This is a genomic window from Salinivibrio sp. PR919 (genome assembly GCF_001995355.1).
Classification (GTDB): domain Bacteria; phylum Pseudomonadota; class Gammaproteobacteria; order Enterobacterales; family Vibrionaceae; genus Salinivibrio; species Salinivibrio proteolyticus.
Genome location: NZ_MUFL01000019.1, coordinates 1 through 20,732, shown reverse-complemented (window position 1 = coordinate 20,732; position 20,732 = coordinate 1). Strand labels below are relative to the sequence as shown.

Here is a 20,732-nt window from a genome sequence, read left to right as displayed (position 1 = left end):
AACCAGCAACACGCTTAGGCGAAAAGCGAATGGGCGATTAAAATAGTGACGCCATCGCTTCTTCTACTTTGGGGTGTTGGAACTTAAACCCTGAATCTTCAAGAGCATGGGGCAGGGCGCGCTGGCTATCGAGCAGCAAGTGCGAGGCTTCCCCCATCATGGCCTTAATCGCCACGGTAGGCACAAAGAAAAGGTGCGGGCGTTTTAAGGCGCTGGCTAGCGCCTGACTAAAGCGTTTATTGGTGACCGGCTCTGGCGCGGTGCAGTTAAACGGCCCTTGCAACGCAGGCGAGTCGAGCAAATGAATGATTGCTGCGACCATATCATCAATATGGATCCACGGCATGTATTGCTGGCCTTTTCCTATCGGGCCACCAAGGCCAAGTTGGTAGGGCAACATCATCCGTTTTAGTGCGCCGCCTTCAGCGCTTAACACCACACCGGTACGCAGCAGACAGACTCGCGTATGTTGCGAGGCGCCTTTTAAGGCAATTTTTTCCCACTGATGACACACATGCTGAGCAAAATCATCGGCATGGACCACCAAGGTTTCATCGAATGGATGGTCTTGCTGATCGCCGTAGTACCCCACTGCCGAGCCGCTAATAAAAGTATGGGGCGGCGTGCTGCTGGCATGGATTTTCTCCACCAGCTTTTCTGTTAGCCCCCAACGGCTGGTACAAATGATCCCTTTTTGCTGCTCGCTCCAACGCTTATCGGCAATTGGCTCACCGGCAAGGTTAATCACAGCATCAAAATCATTCAGGTGGGGAAGGTCGTCAAGACGCTCTATCGCGGCGACCGAGTCCCCGAATATCTTTGTCACCTTTTCTTTGTCGCGCGAGAGCACGGTGAGTTGATGTTGCGGCTGCAGCTTGGCGACCAAGGCTTTGCCAATCAGGCCCGTGCCACCTGTGATTAAAATATTCATGCCTAGAGTCCTAAAAGGGTGACGAAATCTCTGCTGTTAACGCTAAGGGGCTTTTCCACTAAGCGCAAGTGGTTGCTTTGTATCCTGTTACGTGTGGCAGCGAAAATTGGTTTGATCGCGCAGTTTTCTGCTTTGTCACTCGCACCGCACATTGGGAGTGCTAACATAAATAGGCATATAAACACTGTGCCTTTTCAAGGTCGATGTTCGTTACGCAGGGAGTCATGTCACCCACATGCAGGCGTTGTTCAAATCACTACTTGGCAGTTTTCGCGATCTCTTAYCCATCATTTTAGTGATTGGTTTCTTTCAAGTGGTTGTCCTTAACCAGCCATTGCCCAATTGGTTATCCATCACCATTGGGCTAGTGCTCGTGGTCGTTGGGCTGACCTTATTTGTGTACGGCTTAGACATGGGGCTGTTCCCGATTGGCGAATCGATGGCGCATTCGCTGGCCCACAAAGGCAGTTTAGGGTGGTTAATTGCGTTTGCCTTCCTACTTGGCTTTGGCACCACGATTGCGGAACCTGCACTCACCGCGGTGGCGGCGGAAGCGGCTGATGTGGCCGCCAATGGCGGGATGATAAACACCACAGAGGCAGCCAAAGACAGCTACGCCAATGGGCTGCGGCTAACCGTGGCGCTTTCTGTCGGCTTTGCGATTGTGCTTGGCGTAGTGCGGATTATGAAAGGTTGGCCGATCCACCGCTTAATTATCGGCGGCTACTTGCTGGTGGTGGCGATGACTATGGTGGCACCGCCCAGCATTATCGGCATTGCTTATGACTCGGGTGGGGTAACCACCTCCACGATTACAGTGCCATTGGTGACCGCGCTCGGCGTGGGGTTGGCAACCGTGATTAAAGGGCGTAACCCGATGGTGGATGGCTTTGGTTTGATTGCGTTCGCCTCGCTATCACCGATGATCTTTGTGATGGCTTACGGCATGGTGGTGGCGTGATGGATGGTCTGCGCCTGTTTATCGACACCTTTTTCTCCACCGTGCGCGATGTGATCCCGATTATCGCGATCATCTTTGGCTTTCAACTCTTTGTGCTGCGCAAAGCGCTCAACAACCCCAAACGGATCTTGTTTGGTTTTTTCTATGTCATTTTGGGCTTGAGCCTATTTTTAATGGGGCTGGAGCTGGCGCTATTCCCGCTTGGGGCTTCGATGGCCGAGCAGCTTACTGCCACTGATTTTGTTGGCGACGCACTCAAAGCAGGCGGCGAGATTAATTGGCAGGCCTATTACTGGGTATACCTATTTGGTGCCGCAATTGGTTTTAGCACCACGGTGGCCGAACCCTCATTGATCGCGGTGGCGATCAAAGCGGCCAAGGTTTCGGGYGGAGCGATTCGAGTGAACGGCTTACGGGCCTCGGTGGCGCTTGGCGTGGCAATGGGAATTGCCTTGGGGTGCTATCGCATTGTGGTGGGCGACCCGCTCCATTACTACATCATCACCGGCTATGTGGTGGTGGTGATCCAAACCTATTTTGCCCCGCCGTTTATCGTGCCCTTGGCCTATGATTCTGGAGGGGTGACCACCTCAACCGTCACCGTGCCCTTGGTAACGGCGCTGGGATTAGGGCTAGCCTCTACCGTACCGGGAAGAAACCCGATGCTCGATGGGTTTGGCTTAATTGCGTTTGCCAGTTTGTTTCCGATGATCACCGTGATGGGCTATGCCCAAATCACAGCCTATTTACAGAAAAAGCACGCACAGCGTTCATCGTAAGGAGAGCCTATGCGGTTCAAATTAATCATGGCGTTTATTGAAGACGCTAAAACCGATGCGGTGCTCGATGCCGCCAGACAAGCCGGCGCTACCGGCGCGACCATTATTAACAACGCGCGTGGCGAAGGCTTGGTGAAAAAGAAAACCTTTTTAGGGCTGACGCTGGATGTACAGCGAGACGTGGCTATCTTCTTGGTGGAAGAGCACTTATCACGCGCTATTCTCGAAACCATTAATGACGTGGGCGAGTTTGATGCCACCTCCGGCAGTGGTATTGCGGTGCAAATAGATGTGGAAGATGCCGTGGGCGTAGCCCACCAAATGCGAGAATTAACCGAAGTGGTGAAGGACGAGTTATGAAACAACATAAAACGGTAAGAGATGTGATGCATGCCCATGCCGTGTGTATTGATGGGCTCACCACGGTCGAAGAAGCGATCCGCATTGCACGCGAACAAGAAGTGAAAGCGATTATCGTCAATAAACGCGATGAGCATGACGAATTCGGCATTGTGTTAATGAACGACATTGCCAAAAAAGTGCTCGCCAAAAACCGCGCGCCATCACGGGTCAACGTTTATGAAATTATGACCAAACCCGCGCTTGGCGTCTCTCCCAATATGAACGTGAAATACTGCGCCCGTTTATTCGAACGCTTCGGCATCAGCCGCGCGCCCGTTATTGAAAACGGCCAAGTCCTCGGCATGGTCAGTTATAACCTGATCGTGATCTACGGCATGCTCGCCGAAGAAGTGGAGAGTCAGCATAGGAAGGATTAGGGGGGAGGATATGAACTTCCACTGTATTTATTGATTTACGTTTGTTTAAAAAATCCATAGTCACTCACGTTTACTTTTTCAATTGTATGGACTTTTTACAGCTGCTAGTATTTATTCTAGCTCCGCTGGTGTGTGACTGAATAAGCCTCCCTTAGATAGAGTGGAGGTGGCTCTAATCAAGAGGCGATTCTATCGCTTACTGTCATGAAGGTGACAGTAGCCTCAAGTAAAGACTTAGAGGCGTTAACGGTCTCAAAGTTTTCCCAGCGGAGCTCTTTTAGGAGGAGTAAATGAATAAAGATAATGTTTGGTGGACAAGGAAATGTTGGATAAAAGCAGAAGAGCGTCTACTTAAACATGCCCGATATTCAGATTTTTTTATGTTCTGGTACTCCCTTTGGGGAGTCGCCTCTTCCATAATATTTATTGGTGAAAAGCAACCTGAGATAATATCTAAGGTTTTTGTCTGCTTCTCAGTTTTTGTTTTTGGCTTCTCGTTATTCAGCTCCTTAGGACGTTTTAGAGAAAGAGCTAATAATTTTAAAGCTGGATATATTGAGTTGCAACGAATATATATGATCTTGAATTCAAAAAAGAAATCTAAAAGTGAAAGGATGGATGATGAAAATTTTAAAAATTATACGAAAGTATTGGACTCTTGTGAAAATCATACTTCACTGGACTTTTTGAGAGCAAAAGTTGATGTTTATCAGAATTCTGTAGAAAAATCAAGCCTTACCATAATACCATGTGGGAAAGACTTTTTTATATACTATTTTCTTATATTTTGGGACTTTTTTCTTCCTGTTTTCCTTTTTGTTTTTCCTGTTTTAAACCTCATTTTTTTTATGAACTATTATGACTAGCCAATCTATATCTAATACTTTCACTTTAGAAAACCTAAGACGTATATATATTGATAGCTTTAGCCAAACAAAGGTCACAGGGGTAGATAATATTTTACCCAAGCATTTTTCTAGAAATCAGAATGAAGAACTATCAAGGATTGTAAGCAAAGTCTATTTTGAAGAGTATAAATTCACTAGGTATAAAGAGAAGCTTATATTAAAAGGAGCAAATAAACTTCCTAGGCAGATTGCAATACCTACGCTAAGAGATAGAATTACTCTTAAGGCGCTTCAGGGTTACCTTCATAGTAGATTATCTGACAGGTTGAGTATGAAAGTTCCGCAGCAGGTAACTAGAGAGGTAAAATCAGCCATTAACTCTGAAAATTATGAGACTGTTATTAAAATAGATATAAAGGATTTCTATCCTAGTATTGACCATTCCATTCTTGTGAAAAAGTTAAAAGAACTAGGTATTGAAAAAGAGGCAATAACTTTAATAGAAAGTGCAGTAAAAAATGGTTTTAAAAAGAAATCTTTAAATGAATGTGGCATTCCCCAAGGGTTGTCGATATCAAACATTCTTGCTGAAATATACTTTTTAGAACTAGACGAAAGCTTTAAAGGYAGGCCTTTTTTCTACAAGAGATATGTCGATGACGTTCTAATATTTTGTAGTAGCTCCAGTTCTGAAGATATATACAAGGAGTTCAAAGATAAAGTGGAAAGCATAAACTTATCTATTCATGAAAAAAATAATTCTGATGGTAAAACTGAAGTTAAAAGTATTCTTAATGAGTTTTCTTATCTAGGATATCTATATAATTGTGATGTAAAAACAAAGGAAGTTAATAAAAAAGAGAAAACTAATATTTCTGTTAGGGCTTCTAGCAGAAAAAGATTTCAAGATTCGATTGCCTCTATTTTTACTCTGTACGCAAATGCTGGAAAGAAAAAATCTAAGGCTCTACTTTTTTGGAAATTAAACCTAAGAATCACAGGGTGTATATCTAATGGAAAGAGAAAAGGTTGGCTTTTTTTCTTTTCAGAAATGAATGATATGCCTATGCTCTTTGAAATGGATAATATGATAAAAAATCTTTGCGCTAGACATCGAGTTGAATATAAGGGGGTGAAAAAGCTTACTCGTGCTATTCATGTTATAAAACATGAAAAGTGGGAGAGCAGTTACTTTCCCAATTTCGATGAATATAATTATAAAAGCATGAGAGAGGTTGTAGCTTATGATAGAGGAACTAGACCTCATAAGGTGAAACTTACAGATCAAGATCTTAAAAGTGCGTTCTGGTCGATTATTAATCGTGAGGTAAGAGCGATGGAAACAGATATCACGTCATTTTCTTAGGGTTTATAAACCATTACAAGTTTGTTACCTGCTTTCCAGGAATAAAGCCTCAACTCCATCCCTAACGCATTCACAATCGCGATCAGTGCCTTGAGGGGTTGCCTTTTTGGCTGAATGTGCGGTAGAGCGTTTCTCGTGAAAGACCGGTTTGCTTGGCGATATCTGCCATTCCTTTGGTGCGAGCGATTACACCAGAGCATCGGCGATAAATGCGGGATCGCCCGTTTGCACCGCTTCGTCTAAGTAAGCTTGAAGTGCTTCTTGATTGTCCAAGAACTCCGCTGGGTCAAAAGCGTGTAAAGTTACTTCAGTAGCGACAACCATAGTTGTACTCCTCAAAATCAATGACTCCCAAACCGTCAGGATACAACTGTTCTGGCTTTGAGATCCTGTAATCCTCGTAGCCACTCACTAAAAACTGTCGTCTCTTTTATCGACTTTTCCACGCCTAAATGTAGCTTTGAAGCTACGCCTTTGGCAAGTGAATCTATCGTATTTAAGGTACACACAGAGATAGAGATACAGCGCATTCAACTCTATCATCAGCGATCTGACTCGCATCGTTAGACGTGAACGTAATCAATTTATTTATTAGTAACTTAGCGCGACTTCTATGGCTACTTGGGTTTTTAATTTATGTCCATGTGTCACTTTTATAGAGTGTTAATTTATATGTTGATCGTAAAAATATGCAACTGATAAATGTAATGTTTCTATTTTTAGGTTTTGTCACTCTAAAAGCGAGTGATTAAGATTTTGATCTTATACCTAATCATGCATTGTAAGTCCTAGATCGAATAATTTCTTAGTGCGAAATTGAGGATAAGGTGAGAGGGCTAAAATTAATTGTATTGCTGGCTTTTGTTTTTGCTAGTGCATCATCTTGGCAGCATTTAGTTGATGTGAAGCTAGAACCAGATCCAACGCCAGGTGACAATACCATTGAAGGGGTTGATTTAGATAATAATGGTGTTAGGGATGACTATGAGCGAGCAATTAGTGATACCTATGTTGATGATGACTTGATTAAAGTTGCTATATCTGCCAGCCAAGAGTGGAAGTCACTGATAAAGATCAGCTTAGATGAGGACATAATCATCACTCAGGATTTTGCGAGTGAGAAACTCTCTAACTTAATATCCTTAAATAAATGCTTTTCAGAACTAAGAAGAATTAATCCTGAATTTGAAACGCCATCAAAGCTATATTTTAATACTTTAGAGCGAGCAATGGAAAAAAGAAAAGTAGAAAATAAGCTCTTTAAAGCACTTAAAGGCGATTTAAGAAGTGTTCAGGTGGCCGAAAGGCCGTGTTTAAATATTGATTTGGTGAAGTGATATGAAAAGATTTTTGGGCTATTTGTGTAATTGTTTTTTAGTCACAGCTTGGCGACGATTTTAGCTATATTCGAGTGGAACTTCGTTCACGCTTTGATTCCTTAAAGAGAAGAGTGAAAATAATCACGTTTATTACAATGTCATAGATAAAAGTTGACATTAGGTCGCTTGGATTTTGCTCTGAGTATTTAAAATATGGATAGATATAAGACGCGAGTGTGATGAATACTGATAGAAACGCAATGGACATCAGCTGTTTTTTAGTAAACAAAGATACGTCTTTATAAATGGAAAACAATGCGATAAGGACAAAGTAGCCGATGAACATGCTTAGTGCGCTTAATCCTTTCTCTACAAAATCACCAATGTATTGATAGCCACTAGTCAGTGATATAGCGAGAGTGATAAATAAGAATGTGATTAATGAAAGGTATTTGTCAGATTTACTCATAAATCCTCTTCGATAAAATGTAATGAGTTGGCATTATCTTTTCGCCCTATGTGGCTTCATATCTAGATTTGGGGGTGTCTAAATGTACCAACCGTTTTGGGCAAAAGTGAAGGCATTCGTGGTTTTTTGAATTAATCTCTCATAGTTTTCCACTAGATACGTCATCCTTTACATTAGAGCAACAGATAAAGGCTTCGATTTAACAAAAAACATACCTTACTCTTTGGCACCCAAATCATCACTCAGCGGATACCAAAAAGCCCGCACTTTTCAGCGCGGGCTCAGTCAGTTTGATGGGGGCGTTGTTGATCAAATCATCCACCTAACGCATTGATCCCTTTAGTTTGGAAAAAAACTATTAATGTCAGAACTCAATAATCTTTGGAGCTGATTCAAGCCATCTCTCAATCGAGCCTCATTCCCGATTGACATCAGAGACAATCTGACATGTGGAGTACTTCCATTGTTTGCGCAGAAGTAACTACCACTGGTAACTATTACCCCTCGATTTTTTGCCTCCATAGCAAATCGATCCGGCTGCCAATGGGCAGGTAATGGTAGCCAAATATGGTACCCAGAGGCCGTAAAATCAATGGAAGTAAAAATCTCCCTTACCATTTTCTGCCTTTTATGTGCAGCTTTCCTTTGTTGGTCTGCTAACCGAAAAGCATCACCAGATTCAATTAACAATGTCGCTGCAATAAAATTAATTGGAGACGCAAGCCAAATATTAGTTCGAATATTTGCATTAAGAGCCGTTATCTGACTGTCTGGGGCTTTTAAGTAACCACAACGCATCGCAGGGCTAATTGCCTTAGATAACGCAGAAATGTGGAACGTATAATCTGGGGAAAAATTAGCTATTGGAGGAACTGGCTCATCATCTAAAAAGCAATAAATATCATCTTCAACCAGCCAAACTTTCTTATCATTGATAACTCGTGCTATTTCCTTTTTTCGGGATTCTGGCATTGAAATCCCTGTTGGGTTCTGATGACTAGGAATTGCTATTACCATTGCAGCTTGATGTGCTTCAATTGCAACCTCTAAAGCTTGTGGGCATAAACCATACTCATCAAGGTCCACACCAATCACATGACGGTCAGACATATTTACGATTGCCAAAATACCTGGATAGGTGAGTCGTTCGACTAGAATCGTGTCACCTGGCTTAGTCAAAGTGTCAACGAGTAAAGATAAAGCGTGCTGCGCCCCATTCGTCAGTAACATATTACCGTTGTTTGCCCCCTCTAAACCGTACTGTTTCGCCCATTTAACACCGGCCGCCCTATGGGCCTTATGTCCAGAGCTCTCAACATATCCAATTTCAGAAGGGGTCAGTAACTCCGCGGATTGCCGGTAGGCATTCTTCAATGCAGGTACATTTCTCTCTAGGCAAGGTTGAAGTATTGAGAAGTTAAAGTGTGTTTCTTCATCGGGGGCTTGTATGGCTTTATCAAGTTCCGAGTTTGCTCTCACGAACGTGCCACGACCAACAAATGACTCCAAACACCCTCTGTTGTTAAGCAACTTATAAGCTTTTGCAACGGTAGCAGGCGTCGTTCCAAGTTCGTCAGCGAGTAAACGATGGGTGGGTAGCTTTGAGCCTGGCGGGAACTCACCTGTTTCAATTTTCTGCTCTATAGCTTCAGCTATACGAATGAACTTACTATTATTCACAAAGGGACTCCTAGGATATGGAAAGCGAATTAATTAGCTTATTGTTAACTGTAACTTGCTGATAATTAGATTTGTCTACCATCAACCAACCAAATGATCGTTCGATAATTAAACAATTTATGCCAACAATACTTGATTAAAATATGCTTGCATATACATATCGTTAACATTTTAAAAACCAAAAATTAAACAAAAATCAACTAAAACGCTCTCCCTACCTCTTGGGACAATCCTCACTTTCAATCGATTATAACATCTGTCTTTTGGTTTTTGACTCTTTTAAATAAACACACCAACTCTATTGACATATGTCATTTTCGGCAATAGTCTACATATAAAACAAAATTGAGATAACTCAATAAAAGCAATGACAACATCAAATCAGGCTTAAGAAATGCAAAAAGAAGTGTTAGAGACACCTAAAAAGCAAAGTGTTCAAGAAGTACATGTATCATACAACGCTACAAATAAGCTAAAAAGAGCATTCAGTAATTTACGGTTTCGAGAGGACAATGAGTGGCTTAACGTAAGAGAGTGGCTTGGGAACGTAGTCAAACACAGTCTTAATGATGAAGTAATCAATGCTATTCAGGACTTTAAGTCAGATGATGATCAATGCGCCCTGATTGTCCGTGGTTTACCTGTTGATAGTAATTTATGTGCGACACCTTACAACGGGTATGTTCCCCCATCAAAAACTCCTTTAGCTAGCGCAATCCATATTGGGATATATCAATTGGCTAAGGTTGAACCAGTCTCATACCAAAGTGAAAATAAAGGATTCTTATTTAGACATGTGGTACCTGCACTCAATGCTCTAAATGAAAAGTCATCTCATGGCTCCACTTTTACCTTTGGTCATCATGTAGACAACCCAGATTTACCATTATCAAGTGAGCCCGTTACAGAACGAAGTGGCTGTCCTGAATTTTTATCACTGATGGCATTGCGTTCCGATCTCAAGGTTCGATCAAATTTTATTCTATTGGATAAGTTGATTGCTCAACTGAGCCGCGGTGTAGTCAACGAATTATGCCAATCTAACTTCCGTATTAACCGGCCTGATTCATTCGGTCAGTCTCGTTCGAGCCGTCTTCCTATTTTAGTAATTAGCGAAGACGGTGTGATGTTATGTCGTTATGACAAGGAAAATACCACTCCTCTTACCGAGAGTGCCGCAGCAGCACTAGTTATGCTGGAGGCTCAGTTAAAAAATGAGTCGTTAAAACAATACGTGGTCTATCAACCAGGTGATTTATTGATAATAAAAAATCAACGGCTTCTACATAGTCGCGAAGGGTTTAAATCTAGATCAGATGGTACAGACCGCTGGTTAGCTCGCATGTTTGGGATGAGTACGTTAGAGCGTATCGTTCCAGCCAGCCCAGAATTTAACCATATTGGAAAAGATTAAGGAAAATAATATGAAATCAAACAACGTCGCTTTTATTGGTTTAGGTGTAATGGGTTTTCCAATGGCGGGTCATCTTGCAAAAGCAGGGCACAAGACCAAAGTGTTTAATCGTACAGAAAGCAAAGCAAAGCTATGGGCTCAACAATTTTCCGGTGAATATCAGCCAACTCCTCGGTTAGCTGCGACAAACTGTGACATTGTATTTTTATGCGTGGGGAATGATGAAGATGTAAGAAGTGTTGTATATGGCGAAGACGGAGTACTCGCTGGTATGGTCCCAGGTTCTGTTTTGGTTGACCACACGACAACATCTGCAGAGCTTGCAGAAGAATTAGCCAAAGTCTGTATGGAAAAGAATATTTCGTTTATTGATGCTCCAGTATCAGGTGGGCAGGCTGGAGCTGAAAACGCAGCTCTTACAATTATGTGTGGTGGTGAGCAAACTGTTTTTGAACACGTAGAGCCCGTGATGAAAAATTATGGTAAGCAATCAACTTTAATGGGAAAAAATGGCCAAGGGCAGCGCAGTAAGATGGTCAACCAAATCTGTATTGCAGGCGTGTTGAAAGGGCTAAGCGAAGGCCTCCTTCTGGCAAAAAAAGCAGGTCTAAATATAAACCAGTTAGTTGATGTGTTAAGGCATGGTGCGGCGGGGTCATGGCAAATGGAGAACAGAACCGTAACTATGTCGCAAGATAAGTTCGATTTTGGATTTGCAATTGACTGGATGCACAAAGATCTCAGCATTTGCCTTAATGAAGCAAATAAGATGGGTATTGATCTTCCGTTAACAGAAAAAGTAGATAGTGAATATCAATCCCTACAGCAACAAGGTTTGGGTCGTATGGATACGTCTGCACTTTTCAAAGTCTACAATCGATAACTTCGACAGGAATTTTCAGTATGGAACTCTTTGGTAACGACATTACACTTTTAATACTAATAGCATTAATGGTATCGGCCTTTGCGGCCGGTTTCATTGACTCAGTAGCAGGCGGTGGAGGATTAATCTTAGTTCCATCTTTTATCCTTGCTGGACTGCCACCTCAATTAGCTCTTGGACAAGAAAAAGTTGTCAGCACATTAGGTACTATCGCAGCAATACGCAATTTCATTCGAAATAAAAAAGTAATTTGGACTGCAGTGGCAACAGGGATACCCGCTGGTTTACTTGGTGCCTATGTCGGGGCAGAGGCCATTCTCTATTTTGACCCAGAGACGATTGGTAAAATTATCTTGGCGATGCTGCCGGTAGGGATCATCTTTTCCTTTCTTCCAAAAGGAAAACTAAGTGAAGAAACGGAAAAGCCTGTGAGCAAAGGCGTACTCTTGTTTGGTGTACCTGCTGCGGTGTTTGTAATTGGGTTTTATGATGGTTTTTTTGGTCCAGGAACAGGCAGCTTCTTGATATTAGCACTGCATTATTTACTCAGATTTGAACTGGTGGCTGCGTCTGCAACTTCCAAGCTATTTAATTTTGCATCCAATATTGGTGCTCTTATTGCCTTTATGATTGCAGGCCACGTGCTGTACCTTCTGGCATTGCCTTTGGTAGCAATGAATTTGATCGGCAATCACGTTGGTAGTTCGTCGGCGATGAAGTACGGGCCAAAACTGATACGTAGAACCATTTCAGCCTCACTCAGCCTTTTGATGTTCTCGCTGGGATATAAATTTCTGCTTGCCTAATAATAGTGAAGCCACCGCTCACTCTGTTGTGTAGGTGGCTTTCTATCGGCGTTGTTGATCAAATGAGTCACCTAACGCATCCACAATCGCCATCAGTGTCTTGAGGTTAGGATTGCCTTTTGGGCTGAGTGTGCGGTAGAGCGTTTCTCGTGAAAGACCGGTTTGGGTTGCAATATCATATGTTTAGGTTTTTATGTGTTAGGGTGCGTAGTTAGATGCCTTTATTCGGTTTGCATTTTTACCTGATCTTTAGGAGAGCCTAGCGGTGATAAATTGGGACGATTTAAAGTACTTTCTGGCGCTTTACGAATCAGGCAAGGTCAGTGACGCAGCAGCGAGGTTAAATGTAAACCATGCGACGATTTCAAGGCGTATTAATCGGCTTGAAGACGCGTTACGAATCAACCTTTTCGATCGTACTGGAGATGGATTTACGCCCTCAATAGAGGGCGAATTACTCTATGAGCGCTCTGTGATTGTGAGAGATGAGGTTGATGGATTATCGGAGTCAATTTCTCCAGACGCTCGTTTTAACCAGTCGGTGAAGATTTCGATGGTGCCATTTTTAGCTGAGAGCATGCTCGTTGAGCAACTAAAAAGTCTTCAATACCGTTTTCCAGAACTGAGAATAGAAGTAGATACATCGACTAGGAATCTGAATGTATCGAAGCAAGAGGTTGATATTGCGTTAAGAATGGGACTACCTAAGCAAGGAGAGTCCATATGTAAAAAAGTGGGAGAATGCTCCTTTCTGATTGCAGGAAACGCGTTTTGGATTGAGAGATTGAAAAACGGTGAGCCAGTGAATATTGTCACTTATACCTCTGAGCTGAGCCATTTAAGAGAGTGTCAATTTTTAATAGAAAAGCATGGCCTTAAGTCAATTCGATTCCAGGCTGATACTGTATCTCTACAGAAAAAGGCAGCAGAGCTTGGCTATGGTGTTGCGCTATTACCCGAAATAACACTTCGCTCCAGCCCTTTAGTGACTTTGGAGCCCGAACAACCCATAAAACGTGATATTTGGATGCTTTCCTCGAAAAGAACGCATGCCTCCACGTCAAAGAAAATTGTAATGGATGAAGTAGCGAAGATATGTCAAACCATGATTTAGCTGCTTTCCATACCCCTCGCTATATCAAAAATAGGTAAGTCAAAGACTAACGCTTCACTGATAAGCATTTTTGCACATCCCATGTGCATCAATAGCACTTAATCCGTTTCGGCAGGTGGATATAATTGGCTTAGTTTTCGAGGAGAAAGACGATGAATGAGATTAAAACACTCAGAGATATTGCCGGAGCGAGTAACTGTAAAGTCAATTGGGAAAGTGTAGCGGTTATTTTTATCGACTATCAGAATGAATATATACACGGTGCCTTGCCTTTAGGAAAATCCGGAGAAAAAGCATTGTTTAATGCCCAAAAAATCCTTGATAAAGCACGCCGCCTGTCTGTTCCGGTTTTTCATGTTTTACATAAAGGAAGTTCAAGCTCCCCCATCTTTAACTGTGATAGTGAGCTGTCTGATGTTGTCAGTTGTTTGACACCTATTTCCAGCGAGAAGGTGATACACAAGATGCTACCTAGCTCGTTTTATAATACAGAGCTTGAAAGTGCCTTGATACGAACCGGTTGTACTCAAATTTTGGTTGCAGGCTTTATGAGTCATATGTGCGTTATGGCAACGACGATTGGTGCTCTAGAACGAGGATATGAAGTGATCGTTTGTGAAGATGCCTGTGCGTCACGCTCATTACCGGATCATCAAGGAAGCACAATTGATGAACGCTCTGTTCATACAGTATCAATGGCAGCGTTGGGAGATCGCTACGCTTCTATTCAATCGACGCGCAGTATTATTACTTCATAGCAAAAAGCCCGCACTTTTCAGCGCGGGCTTGAGTATTTCAGTGTGGTGAGCGGACTGGCTTACCAGCCTTTTACCACTGCGCCGTCAAAAACTTCCATTGCGGCGTTGTAAACCGCGTCGGTTTGGTAGGCTTTAACAAAGTTTTTCACGTTTTCAGCGTCTACGTTGTCTTTGCGCGCCACAATCAGGTTCACGTAAGGCGATTCTTTGTCTTCAACAAACAAACCGTCTTTGCTTGGGGTTAGGCCCACGCCCGCGGCAAAGGTGTTGTTGATGATCGCAATGTCTACATCTTCCAGTGAGCGAGGCAGTTGTGGCGTTTCTAGCTCGATGATTTCCACGTTTTTCGGGTTCTCAACGATATCCAGTTTGGTGGCGTTAATGCCAGCGCCTTCTTTGAGTTTGATAATGCCTTGCTGTTCAAGCAATACCAGCGAACGGCCAAGGTTCGATGGGTTGTTAGGTACGGCAATTTTGCCGCCTTCAGGCAAATCGGCCACGCTATCGAGTTTGTAAGAGTAGGCCGCAATCGGATACACAAAGGTGTTGCCTGCAATCGCAAACTCGTAGCCACGGTCTTTGATTTGTGCGTCGAGGTACGGTTTGTGCTGGAAGGCATTCACGTCCACAGAGCCATCGGCGAGGGCGGCGTTAGGGGATACATAGTCGGTAAAGGTGATGAGTTTCACCTCAAGGCCGAGTTTTTTGGCTTCTTGAACCGCATATTCGGCCACTTGTGCTTCTTCACCGGCCATGACGCCAACGGTGATTTTGCTGTTGTCTTGCACGGCAGCTTCTTTTTCTCCACAGCCGGTAAGGACAAGGGTTGAGGCCAGTCCAAGTGTGGCAAGCAGTGTTTTAATCGTGGTTTTCATTGTCTGTCTCCCTTTTAAAAAACGTATCCGTTTTGACGGTATTCCCGCACCACTTGAGGCCGTGTGGCATCCCAAGTGGCTGGGACAAATGTTGTGTTTATGTGTTTGGGTATTTAGCGGTGATTTGTGCGACGCACTAAGTAATCTCCGCATGATTGAATCGCTTGTACCAGCACGACCAGCATCACAACTGTGATCAGCATGACGGTGGTATCAAAGCGCTGATAACCGTAGCGAATGCCCACATCCCCGAGGCCGCCACCGCCGACGGCACCCGCCATGGCTGAATAGCTCACCAAGGTGACTAAGGTGATGGTGGCACCATTGATGATCCCCGGTAGCGCTTCGGGCAGCAGCACTTTGTAAATGATTTGGGTTGGGGTTGCGCCCATCGCTTTTGCGGCTTCTTCCAACCCTGCAGGTAGCTCTAAAAGCGCCCCTTCCACCAAACGTGCAATAAATGGAATCGCGCCGACCGTGAGCGGCACAATGGCTGCCGCGGTGCCGATGGAGGTGCCCACCACAAAGCGAGTGAATGGGATGATAGCCACCAACAAAATAATAAACGGAATTGAACGGCCGATGTTCACGACGGCGCCCAAAATTTGATTAACCCGTGGCTGTGCTTTCAGTCCGCCTTTTTTGGTGATGTGCAGCAGCACGCCAAGTGGGATCCCGAATACAAAGCCAAGCAGCCCAGAGACCAACACCATATAAATGGTTTGGCCGGTGGCATCGGTCAGCAGTTCAATCAGTGCTTGGTTTTGTCCAATCCATTGGGTTAACGCATCAATCGACATAGCCAAGTACCTCCGTGGCGACATGGTGTTTGTTTAGGTAGTGAATCGCATCATCAACGGCACTTTTCGGGCCCATAATCTCCGCCAAGAGTAGACCAAATTTCACGCCGCCAGCGTAATCAATGTCAGAGCTTAAGATGCTGATATCAATATTAAATAAGCGCGACATCTGGCTGATCAGTGGCTCGTCGACGGTGGCGCCTGTAAATTCTAGACGCACCAGCGGATAGCTGCCTTTAAAGTAGTCTTTTTGTAAGCGTTGGGCGTAGTCGTGTGGCACCGATAAATCCAAGGTGGAGCGAATAAAGTTTTTCGCTAACTCGGATTTAGGATGAGCAAAAATATCGCCTACGGGGCCAGACTCAACCAGTTCGCCATCACCAATAATCGCCACGTCATGACAAATGCGCTTCACCACATCCATTTCGTGGGTGATCAGCAAAATGGTGAGGTTGAGTTTTTCATTAATGGTTTGCAGCAACGACAAAATTGATTGGGTTGTAGCCGGATCCAATGCGCTGGTTGCTTCATCACAGAGCAATACATTTGGGCTTGGCGCCAGCGCGCGAGCGATAGCGACACGCTGCTTTTGTCCACCACTGAGGCTGGCAGGATACACATCACGCTTATCGACCAAGCCGACCAAATCGAGCAACTCGCTGACGCGCGTTTCAATTTCATCGCGGCGCGTACCACTGAGCTCCAGCGGCAGGGCGATATTGTCGAACACGGTGCGCGACGACAGCAGGTTAAAGTGTTGGAAAATCATGCCGATTTTACGGCGCGCTTGGGTTAACTCGCGGTTGGGTAACGCAGTAAGGTTGACGCCGCCCACGGTCACTGAGCCGCTGGTTGGGCGCTCAAGCAGGTTAACCATCCGGATCAGCGTGCTTTTGCCCGCGCCAGAGGCGCCAATCACACCAAACACTTTTCCTTTCGGAATAAATAAATTGATGTCTTTAAGGGCATGAATTCGGCGCTCCCCGAGTTCGAATACCTTGTTGAGTTGTTTTATCTCAATCATCACATGTCCTTAGCGATAAATCTTATGACATCTCGCAGCTGTCCAGCGCCTTGCACCTTGGCTGTCGGGTCTCTCTGGTTATTGATGCTATGGGTTCGTTAAAAACAAGTCAATGGATATTTTTACTTCTAGACGTCCAAATGGCAATAAGTCTAACCGTCCGGTTATAAAGTGAGCGAAGGGCTTGATCTCTGCAGGCAAAGCGCGTTAACTGACAGCTCCTGTACCTAACTGTTAAGACTGTTGTTTTTATGTCTCCGCTTTTAATTGATACCACCATGCTGACGCTGTTCATCCCTACCTTTTTTTTCGTGTCGGTCACGCCCGGCATGTGCATGACATTATCGATGACCCTTGGCATGACAATTGGCGTTAAGCGTAGCTTACATATGATGTGGGGCGAGCTTATCGGCGTGGGGCTGGTTGCGATCGCCTCTGTCATTGGTGTGGCGACGGTGATGCTGAACTATCCCGCGGTGTTTCAGGTGTTTAAATATGTCGGTGGTGTGTACTTGGCGTATTTAGGCGTACAAATGTGGCGCTCTCGCGGCAAGATGGCGATCCCAAATGATGATGACGATACCCCCAATGAAGCCTCGGCATTGTCGTTGGCCGCGCAAGGCTTTGTTACCGCCATTGCCAACCCAAAAGGTTGGGCGTTTATGATCTCGCTGTTGCCGCCGTTTATTAACCCTGCAATGTCACTCCCCAGCCAGTTGAGCGTGCTGGTGTTGATCATCCTTTGCACGGAATTTAGTTGTTTAATGCTATATGCCAGCGGTGGGCGTACCTTGCGTCAGTTTTTGCAGCAAAAGGGCAATGTGCAATTGCTGAACCGAATCGCCGGCACCCTGATGATCGGGGTCGGATTTTGGTTGGCGTTGGGGTGAATTAACTTTTAATAATTCTGCAAATAATTAGAATAACCACTTAAATTCATAGGCTTGGTCGATTATTGTGCAATTTGGTGGGGCTGAGACGCAGCTTGTTTATGATTTTCTCGATTTGTCCGAGGAAGAACAGGAAGTATGGTTAAGTCGGTTGAAAGTCACGTCTCCCTCTCAATACGCACAACTCTTGCCATTCTATCATTGCGATACACAGCCATTGCTGAGCCAAATTTGGTCAGATGGGGCTCAATCTTTCATCGCATCACAGCTGTTTGAACCGAATACTACATTGGATAAATATCGTCTCGGTGAGGAGATTGGCCGCGGTGGAATGGGGGTTGTGTATCGCGCTTATCGCGATGATAGTACGTTTGAACAAGAACTTGCCATAAAGTGTATCCACCCCTCTTTGTACCCTATTATCGGTAGAAATTCTCTGTTCAAAGAAGCACAGATGTTAGCGCGTTTAAGTCACCCCTGTATCGCAAAGGTGTTTGATGGCGGGATCAGTGACGGGTGTGTTTATATTGTCATGGAGTATGTGGATGGATGCACGCTTGGAAAGCAGATAGCAACGCAGCCAACGTCGCACAAGGCACGACTATCCTTGTTTGTGTCGATTTGCTCAGCGATTGAGCATGCGCATCGCCACCAAATGATTCATGGTGATATTAAGCCGGATAATATCCTGATTGATAGAGACGGACAGGCCAAAATTATCGACTTTAACCTCACACAAAAACTTGAATGCTATCCAAGCCCTGATAGTGATGATGGTGTGTTGGCCTACAGTGAGAGTTATGCAAGCCCTGAACAAAAACGTGGCGAATACCTTACCCAACAAACAGACGTATACGCATTAGGCAAATTGTTAGCATTTCTACTGACTGCGGACGGTAAAAAGCCCAATCAAGAGTTGGCATTGGTAATTACTAAAGCGACAGAAGAAGAGGCAGATAATCGCTACGTGACTGTCAACCAGCTTCGTAATGACGTTATTCATGTGATGAATAAAAAGCCGATTTCTGTTAAGCAAGATAATTGGCTCTATCGATTACGCTGTTTAGTACGACGACGGCCTATCCCTCTATTTTTATCGATCGTGTTGGTCGTGTCTGCGTTTGTGTTTAGCCTAGTGTTAGTGAAAAAAAATCAGCAGCTTTATTCTGAAAAACAGGCATCTGAAGAGCTGGTTATGCATCTGACACAGTTGATGTTTCATGGTAAAGAAACGTACGACCACCCGATTAGTTTTGAGGTGATGTTAGATCTTTCTCGTCGTCAAATTCTTGCAAATCCCCATGTCTCTGATGATGTTAAACAAAAATTAATTGTCGCTATGATGGTCCCTCATCCGAGTACTTCAAAAAATGAAAAATAAAATTACACTGCTTTTATTATTCTACATGAGTGTGATACTGCCTGCGCAAAGTGAGCCGCAATTAAGTGGCTACTTTATTGATGCTCCTGTTACAGGTTTATATTACGAAACATCCTCGGGGCATCAAGGCTTTACGGATAAAGGTCGATTTGAATATGACGAGGGTGACGCTGTTAAATTTTATTTAGGTCAAGATAACCGCGGAGCTTTAATTAGTGCAATTTCAGGTCAAGAAATTGTGACTCCTAATAATATTTCCACTCAGCCAAGTAAAAGTATTAATCTTACTCGCTTACTGATGTCACTGGATAGTACACCAAATAACCGTAATAACATCACGATTGATGACAGTGTGAGGAACAATACTGGGCTAATAAACACACTAAACAATCTTGACTTAAGCTACTTAGATAGTCATCTGGATGAGTTTCAACTTGCATTTGTATCCATCGAAGAAGCTGCACGTCACCTTAAAAAAAGCCACGAGTATATTAAGGATAGATTTGCTTCAGAGCATAAAGTTCTTGATGGGAAAGATACAGTGTTCATCTATGAAACCGTCAAGAAAAGAGACTATAAAGGAAATATCTGCGCCATTAATCTTGACCAACTAAGGAATCCTTATTACCACGCGCCGATAGGCAAAACGGTTTTTGAGATAACAGATGACACGATCATTGAATATCCTTCAATAGGCGATAGGTTCAAAGGGTGCCAGCTTGATCCTAGTAACGACCAGAAGGTAGTGGTCAGCCCACTCAGTGAATTTGGTGGTGGACGAGGTCTAGTAAGTTGTGCTAGACAGGGCTGTCGACAATATCAATTAAATGGCTTTTACATTGACGATCGACAAGATGGTAGCGATTGGAAATATCGTTCTATTGCCATAAATTATGATGAGAAAACGCATCTTTTAATGGAGAAATCTCAGGGGCTAGGCAAAAAAAAACATATTGAACACAACAATGTTGCTGAAGGTGTGACTTTTATTTATCCGAAGCGTAAAGAGAGTTTTATTGATTACTCCGGAGTATGGATAAAGAAAACATTTAATGGCAGCAAAACTTCATCTCAGTGCGTATTGATGAAAGGTGATCGTCTCCTAGAAGGGCCTAAAGAAACAGATCATTGTCCGATCACAGAATCAAGCTATCAGTTAATGGATAAGTTTTTGTATCGAGATGCCTGGTGGCTAAATGAAACGGGCAAGACTGCTTTGTCTGCACTCAATGTTACTGTGAGTTGGTTTGATATAGATAAGGGCGATCAATACACCAGTTGGGAGTACTTGCCAGTTAATGAAAGTTGGTTAGGCGGGACTATCTATCAATACAATCAAATAAAAATATTAGATAAGCATGGTTTGCCCAGTTTAAAAACTATTAAGACAAGTATGTATACAAAATATGATGAATAAAAACGCTGACTTCACACAGCTTCTTTTACAATGGAAGCAAGGTGATCGACAATCTGAATCAGAACTTTACCATCTGGCTTATGCTAGGTTAAAGCAACTGGCGGCACGTGAAAGCAAAAGAAGTAGTGATAACTTTGGTGCTGACAACACGATTATTAGTGATGCTATTCACAGTGATACTATGCTTGTTAATGAAGCTTATATCAAAATGACGCAAGTGGATTTAACAGATGTGAAT

General features: G+C 43.6%; 24 protein-coding genes. 16 read left to right on the top strand and 8 right to left on the bottom strand.

Annotation, left to right across the window (positions count from 1 at the left end):
* Positions 1-37 precede the first annotated feature (37 nt).
* Positions 38-931 (bottom strand): TIGR01777 family oxidoreductase, encoded by an 894-nt coding sequence (locus BZG83_RS05485; RefSeq protein ID WP_077479685.1) that lies wholly within the window; start codon positions 929-931, stop codon positions 38-40.
* 235 nt (positions 932-1,166) lie between these two features.
* On the opposite strand from BZG83_RS05485, the gene BZG83_RS05480 reads away from it, so the two are divergent.
* From BZG83_RS05480 to BZG83_RS05455, 6 genes are all read left to right on the top strand, one after another.
* Positions 1,167-1,892 (top strand): DUF1538 domain-containing protein, encoded by a 726-nt coding sequence (locus tag BZG83_RS05480; RefSeq protein WP_077479684.1) that lies wholly within the window; start codon positions 1,167-1,169, stop codon positions 1,890-1,892.
* Entirely contained in the window at positions 1,892-2,671 is a 780-nt protein-coding gene (locus tag BZG83_RS05475) for a DUF1538 domain-containing protein (protein WP_077479683.1), read from the top strand. The genes BZG83_RS05480 and BZG83_RS05475 overlap by 1 nt, the downstream gene beginning before the upstream one ends.
* Before the next feature lie 9 nt (positions 2,672-2,680).
* The gene (locus BZG83_RS05470) at positions 2,681-3,031 is read left to right on the top strand and encodes a P-II family nitrogen regulator (RefSeq protein ID WP_069587355.1); all 351 of its coding nucleotides are present in this window, start codon (positions 2,681-2,683) and stop codon (positions 3,029-3,031) included.
* Positions 3,028-3,450 (top strand): CBS domain-containing protein, encoded by a 423-nt coding sequence (locus BZG83_RS05465; protein ID WP_077479682.1) that lies wholly within the window; start codon positions 3,028-3,030, stop codon positions 3,448-3,450. Before BZG83_RS05470 ends, BZG83_RS05465 begins: the two co-directional genes overlap by 4 nt.
* Before the next feature lie 290 nt (positions 3,451-3,740).
* Positions 3,741-4,316, top strand: a complete 576-nt coding sequence (locus BZG83_RS05460; RefSeq protein WP_077479681.1) for an SLATT domain-containing protein — start codon at positions 3,741-3,743, stop codon at positions 4,314-4,316.
* Complete coding sequence (locus BZG83_RS05455; RefSeq protein WP_077479680.1) at positions 4,309-5,664, top strand: reverse transcriptase domain-containing protein; 1,356 nt, start codon at positions 4,309-4,311, stop codon at positions 5,662-5,664. Before BZG83_RS05460 ends, BZG83_RS05455 begins: the two co-directional genes overlap by 8 nt.
* Before the next feature lie 82 nt (positions 5,665-5,746).
* On the opposite strand, the gene BZG83_RS16990 is transcribed toward BZG83_RS05455, so the two are convergent.
* Both BZG83_RS16990 and BZG83_RS16985 read right to left on the bottom strand, forming a co-directional pair.
* Positions 5,747-5,851 carry a helix-turn-helix domain-containing transcriptional regulator gene (locus BZG83_RS16990; RefSeq protein ID WP_241825825.1) on the bottom strand — a complete coding sequence of 35 codons (105 nt, stop codon included), beginning with the start codon at positions 5,849-5,851 and terminating at the stop codon, positions 5,747-5,749.
* Positions 5,851-5,988: a helix-turn-helix domain-containing transcriptional regulator gene (locus BZG83_RS16985; protein ID WP_241825824.1), complete on the bottom strand. Its 138-nt coding sequence runs from the start codon at positions 5,986-5,988 to the stop codon at positions 5,851-5,853. The genes BZG83_RS16990 and BZG83_RS16985 overlap by 1 nt, the downstream gene beginning before the upstream one ends.
* 503 nt (positions 5,989-6,491) lie before the next feature.
* Here BZG83_RS16985 and BZG83_RS05445 point away from each other — a divergent pair.
* Positions 6,492-7,001 (top strand): hypothetical protein, encoded by a 510-nt coding sequence (locus BZG83_RS05445; protein WP_077479679.1) that lies wholly within the window; start codon positions 6,492-6,494, stop codon positions 6,999-7,001.
* A 790-nt stretch (positions 7,002-7,791) separates the two neighbouring features.
* Here the strand turns inward: BZG83_RS05445 and BZG83_RS05435 are convergent.
* Positions 7,792-9,132, bottom strand: coding sequence for an aminotransferase-like domain-containing protein (locus BZG83_RS05435; RefSeq protein WP_077479677.1), 1,341 nt, complete (start codon positions 9,130-9,132; stop codon positions 7,792-7,794).
* Between the two features lie 394 nt (positions 9,133-9,526).
* Between BZG83_RS05435 and BZG83_RS05430 the strand changes: the two genes are divergently transcribed.
* From BZG83_RS05430 to BZG83_RS05420, 3 genes are read left to right on the top strand one after another with little or no spacing between them, the layout of a single operon-like run.
* Positions 9,527-10,546 (top strand): TauD/TfdA family dioxygenase, encoded by a 1,020-nt coding sequence (locus BZG83_RS05430; RefSeq protein WP_077479676.1) that lies wholly within the window; start codon positions 9,527-9,529, stop codon positions 10,544-10,546.
* Positions 10,547-10,556: 10 nt separating this feature from the next.
* Positions 10,557-11,429, top strand: a complete 873-nt coding sequence (locus BZG83_RS05425) for an NAD(P)-dependent oxidoreductase (RefSeq protein ID WP_077479675.1) — start codon at positions 10,557-10,559, stop codon at positions 11,427-11,429.
* Between the two features lie 20 nt (positions 11,430-11,449).
* Entirely contained in the window at positions 11,450-12,235 is a 786-nt protein-coding gene (locus BZG83_RS05420) for a TSUP family transporter (protein WP_077479674.1), read from the top strand.
* A gap of 42 nt (positions 12,236-12,277) precedes the next feature.
* Here the strand turns inward: BZG83_RS05420 and BZG83_RS17120 are convergent, their stop codons facing one another.
* The gene (locus BZG83_RS17120) at positions 12,278-12,409 is read right to left on the bottom strand and encodes a helix-turn-helix domain-containing transcriptional regulator (RefSeq protein ID WP_077479703.1); all 132 of its coding nucleotides are present in this window, start codon (positions 12,407-12,409) and stop codon (positions 12,278-12,280) included.
* Positions 12,410-12,500: 91 nt separating this feature from the next.
* Here BZG83_RS17120 and BZG83_RS05410 point away from each other — a divergent pair, with 91 nt between their 5' ends.
* Positions 12,501-13,349 (top strand): LysR family transcriptional regulator, encoded by an 849-nt coding sequence (locus tag BZG83_RS05410; protein ID WP_077479673.1) that lies wholly within the window; start codon positions 12,501-12,503, stop codon positions 13,347-13,349.
* 152 nt (positions 13,350-13,501) lie between these two features.
* On the top strand, positions 13,502-14,107 hold the full coding sequence (locus tag BZG83_RS05405) for an isochorismatase family cysteine hydrolase (RefSeq protein WP_077479672.1): 606 nt from the start codon (positions 13,502-13,504) through the stop codon (positions 14,105-14,107).
* 59 nt (positions 14,108-14,166) lie between these two features.
* On the opposite strand, the gene metQ is transcribed toward BZG83_RS05405, so the two are convergent.
* The 3 genes from metQ to metN form a co-directional block, all read right to left on the bottom strand.
* Positions 14,167-14,982 (bottom strand): methionine ABC transporter substrate-binding lipoprotein MetQ, encoded by an 816-nt coding sequence (gene metQ, locus BZG83_RS05400; RefSeq protein WP_077479671.1) that lies wholly within the window; start codon positions 14,980-14,982, stop codon positions 14,167-14,169.
* Between the two features lie 113 nt (positions 14,983-15,095).
* Positions 15,096-15,782, bottom strand: coding sequence for a methionine ABC transporter permease (locus tag BZG83_RS05395; protein ID WP_077479670.1), 687 nt, complete (start codon positions 15,780-15,782; stop codon positions 15,096-15,098).
* Positions 15,772-16,806 (bottom strand): methionine ABC transporter ATP-binding protein MetN, encoded by a 1,035-nt coding sequence (metN, locus tag BZG83_RS05390; RefSeq protein ID WP_077479669.1) that lies wholly within the window; start codon positions 16,804-16,806, stop codon positions 15,772-15,774. Before metN ends, BZG83_RS05395 begins: the two co-directional genes overlap by 11 nt.
* A gap of 266 nt (positions 16,807-17,072) precedes the next feature.
* Here metN and BZG83_RS05385 point away from each other — a divergent pair, with 266 nt between their 5' ends.
* The 4 genes from BZG83_RS05385 to BZG83_RS05370 all read left to right on the top strand — a co-directional run.
* Positions 17,073-17,696, top strand: a complete 624-nt coding sequence (locus tag BZG83_RS05385) for a LysE family translocator (protein ID WP_198536735.1) — start codon at positions 17,073-17,075, stop codon at positions 17,694-17,696.
* 67 nt (positions 17,697-17,763) lie between these two features.
* Positions 17,764-19,077: a serine/threonine protein kinase gene (locus BZG83_RS05380; protein WP_077479667.1), complete on the top strand. Its 1,314-nt coding sequence runs from the start codon at positions 17,764-17,766 to the stop codon at positions 19,075-19,077.
* On the top strand, positions 19,067-20,494 hold the full coding sequence (locus BZG83_RS05375) for a hypothetical protein (protein ID WP_077479666.1): 1,428 nt from the start codon (positions 19,067-19,069) through the stop codon (positions 20,492-20,494). Before BZG83_RS05380 ends, BZG83_RS05375 begins: the two co-directional genes overlap by 11 nt.
* Positions 20,484-20,732: ECF-type sigma factor (locus BZG83_RS05370; protein WP_241828272.1), on the top strand; the 249-nt coding region annotated here is incomplete at its 3' end. The genes BZG83_RS05375 and BZG83_RS05370, both read left to right, overlap by 11 nt.

What these genes read in the sequence shown, in the direction of transcription:
- metQ (WP_077479671.1), bottom strand. Translation starts at nt 14,982, where the DNA reads ATGAAAACCACGATTAAAACACTGCTTGCCACACTTGGACTGGCCTCA.
- BZG83_RS05425 (WP_077479675.1), top strand. Translation starts at nt 10,557, where the DNA reads ATGAAATCAAACAACGTCGCTTTTATTGGTTTAGGTGTAATGGGTTTT.
- BZG83_RS05470 (WP_069587355.1), top strand. Translation starts at nt 2,681, where the DNA reads ATGCGGTTCAAATTAATCATGGCGTTTATTGAAGACGCTAAAACCGAT.
- BZG83_RS05465 (WP_077479682.1), top strand. Translation starts at nt 3,028, where the DNA reads ATGAAACAACATAAAACGGTAAGAGATGTGATGCATGCCCATGCCGTG.
- metN (WP_077479669.1), bottom strand. Translation starts at nt 16,806, where the DNA reads ATGATTGAGATAAAACAACTCAACAAGGTATTCGAACTCGGGGAGCGC.
- BZG83_RS05395 (WP_077479670.1), bottom strand. Translation starts at nt 15,782, where the DNA reads ATGTCGATTGATGCGTTAACCCAATGGATTGGACAAAACCAAGCACTG.
- BZG83_RS16985 (WP_241825824.1), bottom strand. Translation starts at nt 5,988, where the DNA reads ATGGTTGTCGCTACTGAAGTAACTTTACACGCTTTTGACCCAGCGGAG.
- BZG83_RS05460 (WP_077479681.1), top strand. Translation starts at nt 3,741, where the DNA reads ATGAATAAAGATAATGTTTGGTGGACAAGGAAATGTTGGATAAAAGCA.
- BZG83_RS05405 (WP_077479672.1), top strand. Translation starts at nt 13,502, where the DNA reads ATGAATGAGATTAAAACACTCAGAGATATTGCCGGAGCGAGTAACTGT.
- BZG83_RS05375 (WP_077479666.1), top strand. Translation starts at nt 19,067, where the DNA reads ATGAAAAATAAAATTACACTGCTTTTATTATTCTACATGAGTGTGATA.
- BZG83_RS05420 (WP_077479674.1), top strand. Translation starts at nt 11,450, where the DNA reads ATGGAACTCTTTGGTAACGACATTACACTTTTAATACTAATAGCATTA.
- BZG83_RS05430 (WP_077479676.1), top strand. Translation starts at nt 9,527, where the DNA reads ATGCAAAAAGAAGTGTTAGAGACACCTAAAAAGCAAAGTGTTCAAGAA.
- BZG83_RS05485 (WP_077479685.1), bottom strand. Translation starts at nt 931, where the DNA reads ATGAATATTTTAATCACAGGTGGCACGGGCCTGATTGGCAAAGCCTTG.